The organism is Actinoallomurus sp. NPDC050550 (assembly GCF_040655075.1).
Taxonomy (GTDB): domain Bacteria; phylum Actinomycetota; class Actinomycetes; order Streptosporangiales; family Streptosporangiaceae; genus Actinoallomurus.
The window spans coordinates 13,859-26,772 of sequence record NZ_JBFAJC010000074.1 but is presented as its reverse complement, the minus strand read 5'-3'; the positions used below and the strand labels follow the sequence as shown (position 1 = coordinate 26,772).

Below are 12,914 nucleotides of genomic sequence, written 5' to 3'. Positions count from 1 at the left end.
TCTCCTCCCGGCCGGTCCGGCGGAGCCCCGGCTTTCGACGGAGAACAACATGACCGGCTTGGACGCTCGGAGCTCCTGCGTCAAGATGGCGCTACACCATCCAACGCTCGCCCATTGCGTGGCCGGTCGCATCCTCAGGCTTGGTAGACATGGCGGTCCGCGTCTCGGCGGTGGCGCATGGTCTCCCGGGCCGTGCCGGGGCGGGGATCGACGAACGAACTCCGCCCCGGCGGGTGCTCGCTTGACATCCCCCGATCGTGTAGTGCGTCGGGTGGTGTCGTGGTGGCCTACAGCAGCAGGTCGAACACGCGGGCGCCGCGTTCCCACTGCTCGGTGTGCGGGTTCTTCAGCTTCGGATCGATCAGCTTGAAGGCACGGGCGAGCGCGACGGTCAGCCCTCCGGCGATCTCCGGCAGGCCGGCCTCGGTCTCGTCCGCGACCATCAGCTCGAACGGCGGGTGCTTGGCGAGCCGCTCGAGGAGCGACTCGAGCTCGATCTCCTCGTCGAGCTTGCGGAATTCGTGGATGCTCTCCTGCAAGCCTTTGGTCACGGGTAGATCGTGTGGCTGGATGATGTCGCGGGCGTCGGCCTTGGCGTGTGCCTGGCCGATGAGGAGCAGGTCGTAGATTTTGCCGTCGACGAAGTCGTCGTAGCGCTTGAGGTCGTCCTTGTCGACGTCCAGGCTCGCGGCGGCGCGGAAGAGGCGCTGAAACTTCGGTATGCCGGTCGGGGGCATGGGTACCACCTCCTGCCACCCAGCCTTGTCTCGGGACGGGCTCGCGGCATCCCACGACCGGACGGGGTATAAGCCACGGCGGCGGCACGGTCCGGGGCGCAGCGGTCCTCGGCGCGCCTCCGCCGCCCGACGGGCGGGGTCAGCGCGCGTAGTACTCGACGACGAGCTGCTCGTCGCAGATGACCGGAATCTCCTCTCGGGGCGGCGGTCGTACGAGCTTTGCACGCAGATCCGGCAGCTCGACCCGCAGGTACGACGGGTGCGCCGCGGCGTGGGCGCCCGTCGCCGCGATCACGAACGTACTGCGCCCGCAGCCGCTGCTTCTCCAGCAGCCGCGTCTTGTAGTCGCTGGTTCTCGTCCGAGCACAGCCGTGTTGCCCGGGTGGGGTCCGGTACCGGGCAGGCCGCAGCGCGCGTGCCCCGGCGATGACCGAAGACGCCTGCGAAACTGCCTGCCGCGGGACGGAGCCCCCGTCCTGACCGGGTGCCGGACCGCCCGGAGCGGCGGGCGCCACCGTTCGATGGCACGACGGAATCCATGCGGAGAGCCGGGGGCCGGGGGACGACCGCTCGTCCCGGCTACGTCTGATACAGCAAGCCACGACATCGGGCTGTTGGCCGGAGAGGCGCCGTGGCGATCGCAGCGGGGTGGTCGCGGTCGGCGGGCTGGGCGTGCCATGCCGATCATTCGACGTCGCGGATGTCGCGGACGTCGGGATCGTCGAGGTCGAGCCAGCGGTCCACGGCCCGCATGACCTCCCCGCTGATTCTGCCCTTGTGGTACAGCCGCCGGAGTCTCTCGCGTTGCGTCCGCACCAGTTCGCGGCGCAGGCCGACGGCGTCGGTGACCTCCTCTACCTCCTCGTCGAGCTCGGCCCGGATTCGGTCGATCCGGTCCTCATAGATCTGGCGGTAGGCCCGGGCGGTGCGCTCGTCCACCGCACCGGCTTCGATGAGCTCGTCGAGCCGCGCCAGCGCGGTCTCCAGCATCTCCCGGCGGGCATCGAGCGTCTGGATCCGGACGCGGTCCGACTCGGCGAGGCCGAGCCGGCGCAGCAGAACTGGCAACGTCATGGACTGTCCGATCAGGGTGATGAACACGATCGCGGCCGCAACGGAGATCTGCTCGCTGCGGATCTCCGGCAGCAGATCGCGCGCGGCCGTCGGCAGGGACAGAACGATCGCCAGGGTGGTGGCGCCGCGCATGCCGCTCCACCCGATGACGAGCCGCTCGCGCCACGGCAGGTGGTCGAAGGCGAAGTGCCGCCCCGGCAGGTACCGCGAGAGCGGGAACACGAGCAACGTCCACACCAGCCGCAGGACCACGACGACGGCCGCGACCACCATCGTGCCGATGATGGTCCGTGACCAGGGCAGGCCGGCCAGCTCACGGAACAGCGCGCGGGTCTGCAGGCCCAGCAGTACGAACAGGGCCGACTCCAGCATGAACACCAGCACTCGCCAGAACACCTGTCCGGTCAGCCGGGACGCGGGCTGCAGCATGCCCTCGCCGCGGGTGCCGAGGTAGAAGCCCGCGGCGACGGTGGCGAGGACCCCGGACAGGCCAAGCCGGTCGGCCGGGACGAACGCGAGGTATGGCGTCAGCAATGACATGATGATCTGGCTGCCGGCATCGCGGATCCGGCGGCGGACACGGGCGCTGACGAGGCCCACGACGAGGCCGTACGCGATGCCGCCGACGACCACTTCGGCCAGACGGATTGCACCGTGGCCGAAGGAGAACGGCCCCCTCAGCGCTTCGACGGCGAGCCCGAACGCGGTCAGCGCGACGCCATCGTTGATGAGGCTCTCACCCTCGACGATGGTCACGATTCGGATCGGCGTGGCCAGCCGTTTCATGATCGAGGTCGCCGCGACCGGGTCGGTCGGAGCGACGGCGGCGCCGAGGGCGATGGCCGCCGCACAGCCCATCGCGGGCATCGTCCACCACGCCGCCGACCCGGCGGCGACGGTGGTCACCAGCGTCAGCCCGACGGCGAGCGTGATGATCGGCACCGCGTCCGCCTTCGCCTCCCTCGGCGCGGTGAAGAACGCCGCATGGTAGACGAGCGGTGGCAGGAAACCGAGCAGCACGAGCTGCGCCGGGAGCCGGGTCTCGGGCATGCCGGGGAGGAATCCGACCGCAGCGCCGAGGATCACCAGCAGGATGGCCTCGGGGATCCCTGCCTGGGCGGACAGCGTGCGGGAGAGCAGCACCACCACCGCGATGGCAAGGCCGACGACGAACAGGGACGCGGGGCTCATGGTCGCGGTCCTTCCCCGGAGAGCGGTCGTTCGAGCCTTGGCGGCGGGCGGCGGCGCGCAGATCCGGGCATCGCGTCGTGACCGCGGGGAACGCGGTTCGCGCCGACGGCCCGATCGTCGTGCTGCGCAAGGAATGAGGCAGGGCATGTGCGAGCCCGATCAGGGCGTAGGGATGTGGTGCGCCTTTCTCGGCGGCGCCGGGAGCCTGGTCGTCGTCGACGCGGGCGTGGGGCCGCTGCACGATCCGCTCAGGCGCGGCAGGGCGGCGGCACGGCGCGGCGGATGAGCCTGGGCGAGTTCCTCCGGATCATCGCCGACCGGGAGGGAATCGGGCCAGCGCCGCGGAGATCAGGCGGGCGGTGCCGCCGACCGGCCGCGCCCGCCTGACCTGCGTGCCGAGATAGGTCCGAACGGCGGGCGCGTAGCGCCCCGTCAACGCCACCTGGGAGACCACGTCGTCGGCGACGGCCTCGGCCAATTCCTCTGCCCGGCCAGGTCGCCGGCGATCGGCCTGGTCAGCGCCGGTGCGGTCGCGCTGGCCTGCCCAAGCAGCCCGAAGGGACGTTCGTTATATCCGAGTGCCACCTTGGACCAGCACAGCACGGCTTCCCTTTGCTGGAGATCCCCTTCGCCCTGGACCCCTTCTGATCGGGTCCCACCTCTTGTGGCGTCCCGCCCAGGCCGAGCCATGAAATCCATGCTTAGCCGTACTTGGCTCTGTGCTGCAGAGACGTACGCCGACACGAGGTGTTTGCCGGTTCGGGTCCGGCGCGAGGAGCGCTTCAACAGGCTTCTAGCGAGGAATCCCGGTCCTTCAGGGCCGGGAGGAATCGCTTCCGATGTGTCGCGGCGCGTTAGCGCCGCTGGGTGGGGTCGGTGTTGGTCGGGGCGTTTCTGCTGGTCGAGGTAGTCCTTGATGATCGATGGTGGGCGTCGCCGCAGGAGGCGGCGAAGTAGGGCGGGGACCGGAAGTGATCGCCCCACAGGTGTTTGCGGATGTGGGCGGGGAACTCCTGGCGGAGGCGGCGGGCGCAGACGCCCTTCAGTGAGTTGACCAGGGTGGAGATGGCGATCTTGGGCCGGTAGTGCACGAGTAGGTGGACATGGTCGGTCTCACCGTTGAATCCGGGAGTTCGACACCGATGTCGGTACGCAGTAATAGAGTCACTGAACGTGAAACTGGTGGTGCGGGTGAAGCTGCTGCCGACGCCGGAGCAGGCGACGGCGCTGGCGGCGACGCTGCACGCCTGCAACGCGGCCGCGAATCGGGTGTCGGTCAAGGCGTATGAGCAGAGGGTGTTCTCCCGGGCCCGGCTGCAGAAACTCCTCTACGCCGAGTTGAAGGCCTCAGGGTTGTCTGCGCAGCCGGCGTTGCATGTGATCCGTAAGACCGCCGACGCCTACACGACGCTGCACGCCCTGATCGACGCTGGGCTGCTCGGCCCAGAAGGGTCCAAGCGGCGACGCGAGGCCACCTCCAAGCCGATCGCGTTCCGCCCGGACGCCGCCCACCCGTTCGACGACCGCTGCCTCAGCTGGCGATACGACGCCCGGACGGTGTCGATCTGGACCACGGCGGGCCGGTTGCAGGGCATCTGCTTCACCGGCGAACCGTCCCACCTGAAGACCCTGGCCGCCCGCCGCAAAGGCGAAACCGACCTGGTGCTGCGGGACGGCACGTGGTTCCTGTACGCCACGTGTGAGATCCCAGAGGCCGCCCAGTATGAACCGGCCGATTGGATCGGTGTGGACCGGGGGATCGAGAACCTGGCCACCACCAGTGATGGGGACAACCATCAGGGCCAGGCGCTGAAGCGGTACCGGCGGGCCCAGGCGCGCCGGCGGGCCGAACTGCAGGCCAAGAAGGCGGCCGGTTCGAGGTCGGCCGCGCGGCGGCTGGCCAAACGCCGGCAGCGGGAGACCCGGCACGCCACAGGCGAGAACCACAAGATCAGCAAGCAGATCGTGGCCGATGCCCAACGCACCGGACGCGGCATCGCCGTCGAGCAACTCGACGGGATCCGCGACCGGGTCCGGCTCAAGCGGCACCAGCGGGCCACGCTCTCGTCCTGGCCGTTCCACCAGCTCGGCACCTTCCTGCACTACAAGGCCCGCCGGGCCGGGGTGCCGTTCTGCGAGGTGGACGCGCACTACACCTCACAGACCTGCCCTAACCCGTGGTGCGGGCACGTCTCCCGTAAAAACCGGCCCACCCGGGGCCGATTCTTGTGCGTCGCGTGCGGGCTCGCTGGCCTGGCCGACGACATCGCCGCCGTGAACGTCCGCCAGCGGGAGCGCACGGCGTGGGCATTTGTCACCATGCCCGACCCCGGTCCCGAGCCTTCGGGCAGGGACCGGGGTGATGCGCCCCCGGCACGACGGCCAGCCGCGACGGGGAGCGCGACAAGGCGTGATCACCGGGCCTCCAAGCCCGGTCGTTCACGGCCGAGAAGGTGACTGAAGCCGGTGATGATGTGACCGGCCCTAGCCGGCCGAGCATTTCGGTCGGCTAGGGGCCTAATAGCCGCTTCATTCCCCGGCCTCCGGGCCAAGTGCCTAAGCCGACCGCAGCTCCGTGCATCGTGGTGGGTAGGCGTGAACGACGTGGGGTAAAGGGGCGGAGACCGCCGCCACGTCGCCAGGGGGGAGCAGGCCGTGCGGTCATCGCTGTTGTGGCTGCGCCGGGCGTTCGCCACGTTCGAGGGCGGCGCGGCGCCGGTCTACGGGCTGGTGACCGCGGCCGGCGTGTGTGTCCCGCTGGTGGCGGGCCTGATCACCGGGCATGTCGCCGAGTGCCAGCTCGTCGCCCTGGGGGCCTTCTACGTCGGGGTCATCGCGCCGCAGGGGCCCCAGGGCGCCCGTGCCCGCTCGATGATTATCAGGGTCACCGTCGTGACACTGTTCTCCTGGCTCGGCGGCCTGGTCAGCAGCCATGACTGGCTGATGGTGGTAGTCACATCCGCAGTCGCAGCGCTCGGCGCGGCGATTCCCGAGCTGGGACCGATGGCGGCGCTGTGCACGCTGGTCGCGGCGCTGCGACCGGTGACCAGCCCGGTGCTGTACAACGGACTGCTGGAGACGCTGGGCGGTGTGTGGATCTGTGTACTGCTGCTGGCGCCGTGGGTCGCACGGAGGCTCCGGCCGCTACGCGCTGGTATCGCCGCCGCCGCATGTTCGGTCGCCGACACGCTCGACGATCTGGCGGGCCCTGACCTGGACCCGGGCGAATGGTCTCGCCGGCGCGCCACGGCGTATTCGGACCTTCACTCCGCCCGGATCGCCTACGGCCTTTACCGCTCGGGCGGCTTTGAGGAACAGCGGCGACCGGCTCGGATCATTGCGGCGGTCGACCAGGTGATGGACGAGGCAGCCGTTCTGGGCGCGCTGCGCCTGGAAAGTCGGCCGTATCCAACGGAGTGGCAGGCCGAATTCGGGGCCGCCCTCACCGCCGTCGCCGTCCGGCTGCGCACGCTCGGCATGGCGATCGAGACGGATACGGACGTGCCGCCCGACACTGTGGCGGCCTCGGTTCCGATGGGCCGGCTGGGCGAACACGACAGCCGGGGTATCGCCGGGCGGGCCGGTCTGCCCACCGTCGCGCTGCGCCTCCACGCCGACCGGATCATCGGCCGGATGGATGCGTCGGCCGACACGGTGTGCCGGGTTCTAGCGCAAGAGCGGCGCATCGCCGGGCGACGACTGCCCGGGATCCGGGCCTGGTGGGCCCGGTGCGTCGAAGCGGTCAGGACCCGGTCACCCCGGTTCCGGCACGCCGCACGCGTGGGTACGGCGCTGGCGCTGACCATGATCCTGGCCGTCGAACTGCACCTGTCTCACCCGCACTGGCTGATCCTCACCGTGCTGTTCAGCCTGCGCGACTCGTACACCGACACGGTGCGGATGGTCCTGCAGCAGGCCGTCGGCACCACGGTCGGCGCCGCAGCCGCCGCCGTTGCCCTGGCACTCGCGCCTGGGCGGATCACCCTCCTCGCCATGATCTTCATCAGCGGTGCGCTGGGGTTCACGCTCAAACCGGTGAACACGGGCTATTGGATCACGCTCGGCACGCCGATGACCATGCTCCTCATCGACTTCACCGCGCCGCTGAGCTGGCGGGCCGGGATCCTGCGCATCGTACTCAGTCTCGTGGGCGCCCTGCTCGCGCTGCTCTTCGCACAGCTGCTGTTTCCGGCCGGGATCCAGCGGCGGATAGCCGAGCGGCTGGCCCGGCTGCTGCACACCCATGCCGTTCTCGCGCGTGCGGTCGCCGAACCGTCCAGGGGCCGCGAGGCCCGGATCCGCGGCGCGGACCGGAAGGCGGCGTCGGTCGCCGCCACGTTCGAAGCGGCCGGCACCAGGCTCAGGCGGAAGGCTGCGTCGCCCGACGAACAGATCGCGCGCATCGGTGAGACGGGCAGAGCCGCGCGGCGGCTACGAGATCGCCTGACGTCGCCGGCGTCCTTTGCCGCCGTCCCGGTCGGTCCCATCGCTACGGCCGCGCGCAAAGTCGCCGACCACCTTGACCAGGGCGCCGACGAGGTCCTCGCCTTTCCCCGCCCGGGTTCGGCAACGCCGCAGGCCGAAGTCGGCATCCGCGATCAACGCTCGCCGGAGCCGCCCGGCCGGCGCCGGGCCGGACTCGTCGGCCACATCGCCCCCGATGCACCTTCGGCGGAGCCTGCGGGTGCTGCGGACACTCGCGACATGGTGTACGGGCTGATCGCTGACGCCGAGCGGCTCAGGGAACTCAGCCGCGCGACGGTGACCGGCCGGCCCGGCGGACGGTGACCTCGCGACGAATGGGTGGCTTCGGTCGCGTCGATGGCAGCTCGTGAGGAACAGGGAGGCGGAGAACCAGGGAAGTGGGTACCGCCCGGCGGATCTCACCCTTGCGGGGAAGGTCGTTTACGGGCAAAGGCCGGGCACGGCAGTCGTGTGCCACCCTCACGGCCGGGATCGAGCCGGATGACCTCGGCATACGCTGGCCGTGTGGAGCGCGCGCATGGACGGCCTGATCGAAACGGCGATCGCCGCCCGGAGGAGCAGCCGACCATCGTGCTGAGCGCCGCGGAGGAATATCGCCCGCTGAGCCTAGAAGACGAGCGGTTGCTGCGGGAGGTAGGCCGCCACTGGGCATCGGTGCCCGCCGGGCGGCGCGCGGACCGGGCGCTGCCGGTCGATCCGGCGCTCGGCTACTTCCGCGATGAGCCGGTTCCAACGAGATTTGGACGCTTTGCTCCAATTCAGATGTTCCGCGCGGAAGCGCCGGACGAACTCGTGACGACTGAGACGGGAATCATGCCTGATTCCCGTCTCGGATTGGTGCTCGTAAGAGCAAAAAGGCTGGTACTGGGCCCGCCGCTGCAGACTACAGCGGTCGCGCATGAACGAATGCGCAAGCTGGTCGCGCTGCCGGTGCTGTCCTCCGATCTGCTGTCCTCCGTCGCCTATGGCCGGAGGCGATGCTGAGCGTCCTGATGCTGGCGGGTAGCGCGGCGCTGCGCCTGTCCGTGCCCCTCACCCTGGTACTGATCCTCCTGGCGATCACGGTCGCGTTGTCCTATCGGCAGACAATCGCCGCCTATCCCCAGGGGGCCGGGTCGTACGTCGTGGCGGGCGACAACCTCGGACCTCGCTGGGGACTGGCGGCTGGCGCCGGACTGATGGCCGACTATGTGCTCACCGTTTCGGTGTCGATCGCGTCCGGCGTCGATGCGATCGCGTCTGCGGTCCCCGCGGTCCGGCCGTACTCGCTGGTCCTCGGGCTGGCGGCGATCGCCGTTCTGCTCGCGGGGAACCTCCGCGGTGTTCGCCAGGCGGGAAATCTGTTCGCGATCCCGACGTACGCCTTCCTACTGGCCATGTTCCTGCTCATCGCGGTGGGCATGGCGCACGCCGCCGCCCATGGGTTCGCCGCCGCACCGCCACCGGCGATCAGGGCGACCGAGAGCCTCGGCCTGCTCGTGATACTCCGTGCGTTCACCTCTGGCGCCACATCGATGACCGGCGTCGAAGCGGTGTCCAACGCCATACCGGTCTTCCGACCAGTGGAATGGCGCAATGCCCGGACCACCCTCACCCTGATGGTGGGCCTGCTGGTGGTGATGCTCGCGGGCCTGGTCGCGCTGATCCATCTGGACGGAGTCGTACCCCGGCCGGGCCAGACCGTGCTGTCCCAACTGGCGGACCGGACGTTCGGCCGCGGCCTGTTGTACGGCTATACGCAGGCCGTCATGACGCTGATCCTCGTGTTGGCCGCGAACACCGCCTTCACCGACTTCCCACGGCTGTTGTACTTCATGGCTCGCGACCACTACGCGCCGCGGCGATTCCTCCACATGGGCGATCGGCTCGCCTTCAGCAATGGCATCATCGCGCTCGCGGTCACGGCCACCGTCATCTTCCTGGCCTTCCGCGGGCGCATCCAGTCGCTCATCCCGCTGTACGCGGTCGGCGTATTTCTGGCCTTCACCCTGTCGCAGACCGGGATGGTCGTGCACTGGTGGCGCGACCGCGGCACCCACTGGCGAAAGAGCATCGCCGTCAACACCGTTGGCGCGCTGGTCTCCGGTCTCGTGCTGCTCACGGCGGCCGTCACCAAGTTCACGGAAGGCGCTTGGGTCCTGGTCCTCGGCGCGCCGTTGCTGATCGTCGCCGCGCTGCGGATCCACCGGCACTACGCGACGGTGCGCGAGGCGCTCGCGCTGCGCCCGCCGCCGGAGAGCGCGGGCGGGATTGCCGGCACGGTCGCGCCCGTTCTGCCGGGGAAAGCCTCGACTCTACGGTCGGCCGTCAGGGAGGAGCAGGAGAGTCCGGACGAGATCCGCGTGCTGACCGTCGTGCCGGTCGCCCGGCTCGACCGCGCGGCGCTGCGCGCCCTCGCCTACGCCACCTCACTCCGCCATCGTAACGCCAAGATCTCTACGTCCTTCGACGCCTGTGATCGAGCGAGCAACGCGATCCACCCGAACACACGCAAGGCGATCAAGTACAACAGCCCCAAAGCCATCCTGTGATCCTGCCGGAGCCGAGCTGCTAAGCGCGGCGAAAGCCCAGATCAGGCCCTGTGACACGATATTCGACACCCACAGGCACAGCGCCAACGACGGGCTCGCCCCGATCATGTTCGAGCATCAGATGGCAGAACAACGGAGGGCCTCAACGGCCCAGCTCAGGGCCGAAGGGGCATAACACCGTCTCCACGCTTTCAGGGGATTGACAGTCGCGGAAGTGGGAGTGTCTAACAAGGCCGTCCGCGCCCGCAGCTGTCGCTTTCGGCGAATGCCCTGGGTCAAGGCCCTCAGCTGGTGGTCTGGTTGGTGTAGATGTTCCAGATCTGCCAGTTGTTGGTCTTGGAGCAGTTGTAGGGGCTGTAGAATCCATACACGCCGATGCCGCCGTCCAGGCAGGTGTGGGTGGCCGGGTTGTAGAACTCGATGAAGTGCTTGAGTCCTGCCGGGTTCCCGACGTTCTGTGGCGGGGCCGCCGTCCACATCGCCCATACCTGGTGAGGGTCCTGCTCGCTGCAGGTGGCAATCGTGGTGAACGTCGACATCGGCCCGTTGGGCCCGTAGCCGTTGTCGCCGGTCCGTAGGCAGTTGAAGGGCGCGTTCGTCGCCTGGATGAGCACCTGGGCATAAGTGCCATGAATGCTGTCCCACGCCTCGCCCGGGTTGGCAGGGTAAAGGGCCCACCAGTCGGTACCGCGTGCCATACAGCTCGGCACCGTGACGCCGCCCTCGCCGAGAGCGCCCGCGTGCAGGCACTCCTGACTTGCCTGGTCGACCAGCTGAATGCCGTACCAGTGGATGGTGGCGTCCGCGGTCCCGGCCGTGCCGACCAGCACGGTCATCAACGCCAGGAGCACCCCGACGGGCTTGCCGATGTGGTGACGCAGAAGCTTTCTCACACTCACACCTTGCTTCGAACGACGGCCGCCGCCGTGGTGCGGCGGTGCGATGATCTGCCGGCGCCCGGTCGCGTTCACGTCGATGCGCGCGGCGACGGGCCGGGAGAATGGCGCTACATCGCGGCAGCTTAGAGCAATGGACTGTGATCGGCCCAGGCAGAATCACCGGCAGAATCACCGGCAGAAATTAGACCGCAGCGCCGGTGGAGCCGGGCTTTTACAGGAGTAGACGCCAGCCGAACACTGAATTGGGCGGTCGGTCGCCGCCAGGCCGTGCGGCACTGGTCAGCGCCCTCTACGTGCATGCGGACCTGCTTCTGGCAGGACCGCACCAGCGGACCGTCCAGGTGGTGTGCCGCGCGGTCCCGCTGCTCTGGCGGCAGGTCGACCTGTCCGGTGTACCGGAGCGCGAGCGCGCCGACCACCTGGACCGGCTGGTCGAGAGCGCGCGGTCGGAGCGGTTCGCGGTGACCAAGGCTCCGCTGAGCCGGTTCCTGCTCGTGCGGCTCGCCCCGGATCGGCACCGCTTCGTCATCTGCACCCACCACGCGGTGCTCGACGGCTGGTCCTCCTGGCTGGTGCTGAGCGAGCTGGCCCAGTTGTACGCAGGCGGAGGTGACGCCGCGGGCGTGCCGGAGCCGCCGTCGGCCGAGGCATATCACCGCTGGCTTGCCGGGCAGGACCGGGCCGCCGCGGAGGCCGCCTGGCGGGACGCGCTCGCCGGGCTGCCGGGACCCACGCTGCTGGCCGGCCGGCCCCGACCGGTGGCAGGCGCGCGGCGAGCAGTTCCGCCTCCAGGCGCCGGCCGGTCTCGGCACCCGGCTGCGCGCCTTCGCCCGCGCCCGCAGCCTGACCCTCAACACCCTGGTCCAGGGCGCGCTGGGCCTGGCGCTCGGGGTAACCAAAAGGCGCGCGCAGGGCATAGGGCCTCGGCCGGCCGCGGCTCCGGTCAGCTGGCTCGCCGTCCGCCAAACCCGGAGGAAGTGGCATAACACCGTCTCCACGCTTTCAGGGGATTGACACCGACCACGTGCCTAAGCGTGCGGCCATGCGCCCACCGCTTGCCTACGGACGTGCCTAAGGTCGTGCCCAAGGCGTGGACCGCTTGCCTACGGACGTGCCTGATGTGCCCCGGCTTTCGTGGTGTCGGCTTACTGGACCCTCATGCCGGTTGGGTGGTCGGGTAGATCCTCTCGTACTCGATCGGGGTGAGCATCCCCAGGGCGCTGTGGCGGCGCCGGCGGTTGTGGAAGAGCTCCAGGTATTCGAAGATCGCGTTCGCGAGCTCGATGCGGGTCTTCCACCGTTTTCGGTTGAGTAGTTCGGTCTGCATCCGGCCCAAGAACGATTCGATGACGGCGTTGTCGTAGCAGTCGCCGATCGATCCCATCGATGCGACCAGGCCGGATTCTTGAACACGCCGAGTGAAAACCCAAGAGGGGTATTGCACTCCATGATCGGAGTGGATCACGGTGCCCACGGACAGTCCCCGGTTCTGGACGGCCATGCCCAGGGCGTTGGTGACCAGGGTGGCTGTCTGCGTGGAGTCGATCGACCAGCCCACGACCCGGCGCGAGTAGGTGTCCAGCACGACGCAGCAGTAGACCTTGCCCTCGCGGGTGGGGTGTTCGGTGATGTCGGTGACCCACAGCTGATCCGGCCCGGTTCGGGTGAATTTGCGGTCGACCAGGTCGGCGGCTGTCGGTGTCTGGTGGATCGGGCGGCGGCGTTTGTGTCCGGGCAGGCCCTTGATGCCTGCTCGGTTCATCAGCATCTCCACTGCCCCGTGGCCGATGGTGATGTGCGACCAGTTCGGCGTGGTCGGCCGAGCTCAAGCCGGGTTCGAGGCCGGAATCGATCCGGTCCTGCTTGCGCCAGGAGTAGATCGTCTGGTCACTGATCTGCAGATCAGCAGCGACCTGCTTCACCGACCTGCCGGCTTTGATCAGGTCCAGCACTATGCGGCGGAACTCCGGGGGATAGCTCCGTGGCATCCTCGCCCT

At 69.1% G+C, this 12,914-nt stretch carries 10 protein-coding genes and 3 pseudogenes; 6 read left to right on the top strand and 7 right to left on the bottom strand.

Annotated features, from left to right (window positions below; genetic code table 11):
• Positions 1-287: 287 nt before the first annotated feature.
• The 3 genes and pseudogenes from AB0I04_RS49570 to AB0I04_RS49560 all read right to left on the bottom strand — a co-directional run bounded on the left by AB0I04_RS49570 (position 288) and on the right by AB0I04_RS49560 (position 3,002).
• Positions 288-737, bottom strand: coding sequence for a DUF1931 family protein (locus AB0I04_RS49570; protein WP_360901965.1), 450 nt, complete (start codon positions 735-737; stop codon positions 288-290).
• A 139-nt stretch (positions 738-876) separates the two neighbouring features.
• Positions 877-1,123, bottom strand: a pseudogene (locus tag AB0I04_RS49565) (hypothetical protein); the annotation flags it as partial.
• A gap of 298 nt (positions 1,124-1,421) precedes the next feature.
• A complete protein-coding gene (locus tag AB0I04_RS49560) occupies positions 1,422-3,002 on the bottom strand; it encodes a Na+/H+ antiporter (protein ID WP_360901962.1) in 1,581 nt (526 codons plus the stop codon).
• 145 nt (positions 3,003-3,147) lie between these two features.
• Between AB0I04_RS49560 and AB0I04_RS49555 the strand changes: the two genes are divergently transcribed.
• Entirely contained in the window at positions 3,148-3,288 is a 141-nt protein-coding gene (locus AB0I04_RS49555) for a hypothetical protein (protein ID WP_360901959.1), read from the top strand.
• Between the two features lie 21 nt (positions 3,289-3,309).
• Here the strand turns inward: AB0I04_RS49555 and AB0I04_RS49550 are convergent, their stop codons facing one another.
• The gene (locus AB0I04_RS49550; RefSeq protein WP_360901956.1) at positions 3,310-3,480 is read right to left on the bottom strand and encodes a hypothetical protein; all 171 of its coding nucleotides are present in this window, start codon (positions 3,478-3,480) and stop codon (positions 3,310-3,312) included.
• 376 nt (positions 3,481-3,856) lie between these two features.
• A pseudogene (gene tnpA / locus AB0I04_RS49545) lies at positions 3,857-4,123 on the bottom strand (IS200/IS605 family transposase); the annotation flags it as partial.
• A 52-nt stretch (positions 4,124-4,175) separates the two neighbouring features.
• Here tnpA and AB0I04_RS49540 point away from each other — a divergent pair.
• From AB0I04_RS49540 to AB0I04_RS49525, 4 genes are all read left to right on the top strand, one after another.
• Complete coding sequence (locus tag AB0I04_RS49540) at positions 4,176-5,459, top strand: transposase (protein WP_360901953.1); 1,284 nt, start codon at positions 4,176-4,178, stop codon at positions 5,457-5,459.
• Between the two features lie 198 nt (positions 5,460-5,657).
• A complete protein-coding gene (locus AB0I04_RS49535) occupies positions 5,658-7,790 on the top strand; it encodes an FUSC family protein (protein WP_360901950.1) in 2,133 nt (710 codons plus the stop codon).
• Positions 7,791-7,991: 201 nt separating this feature from the next.
• On the top strand, positions 7,992-8,471 hold the full coding sequence (locus tag AB0I04_RS49530; protein ID WP_360901947.1) for a hypothetical protein: 480 nt from the start codon (positions 7,992-7,994) through the stop codon (positions 8,469-8,471).
• On the top strand, positions 8,465-10,018 hold the full coding sequence (locus AB0I04_RS49525) for an APC family permease (RefSeq protein WP_360901944.1): 1,554 nt from the start codon (positions 8,465-8,467) through the stop codon (positions 10,016-10,018). The genes AB0I04_RS49530 and AB0I04_RS49525 overlap by 7 nt, the downstream gene beginning before the upstream one ends.
• 284 nt (positions 10,019-10,302) lie before the next feature.
• Here AB0I04_RS49525 and AB0I04_RS49520 read toward each other — a convergent pair whose 3' ends face one another.
• Positions 10,303-10,911, bottom strand: a complete 609-nt coding sequence (locus AB0I04_RS49520) for a hypothetical protein (RefSeq protein WP_360901940.1) — start codon at positions 10,909-10,911, stop codon at positions 10,303-10,305.
• A gap of 299 nt (positions 10,912-11,210) precedes the next feature.
• On the opposite strand from AB0I04_RS49520, the gene AB0I04_RS49515 reads away from it, so the two are divergent.
• Entirely contained in the window at positions 11,211-11,903 is a 693-nt protein-coding gene (locus AB0I04_RS49515) for a condensation domain-containing protein (protein WP_360901937.1), read from the top strand.
• 170 nt (positions 11,904-12,073) lie between these two features.
• Here the strand turns inward: AB0I04_RS49515 and AB0I04_RS49510 are convergent.
• A pseudogene (locus tag AB0I04_RS49510) lies at positions 12,074-12,905 on the bottom strand (IS3 family transposase).
• Positions 12,906-12,914: the final 9 nt, after the last annotated feature.

Excerpts from the sequence above, each read along its gene's own strand:
- AB0I04_RS49570 (WP_360901965.1), bottom strand. The coding sequence starts at position 737 with ATGCCCCCGACCGGCATACCGAAGTTTCAGCGCCTCTTCCGCGCCGCC.
- AB0I04_RS49555 (WP_360901959.1), top strand. The coding sequence starts at position 3,148 with ATGTGCGAGCCCGATCAGGGCGTAGGGATGTGGTGCGCCTTTCTCGGC.
- AB0I04_RS49560 (WP_360901962.1), bottom strand. The coding sequence starts at position 3,002 with ATGAGCCCCGCGTCCCTGTTCGTCGTCGGCCTTGCCATCGCGGTGGTG.
- AB0I04_RS49525 (WP_360901944.1), top strand. The coding sequence starts at position 8,465 with ATGCTGAGCGTCCTGATGCTGGCGGGTAGCGCGGCGCTGCGCCTGTCC.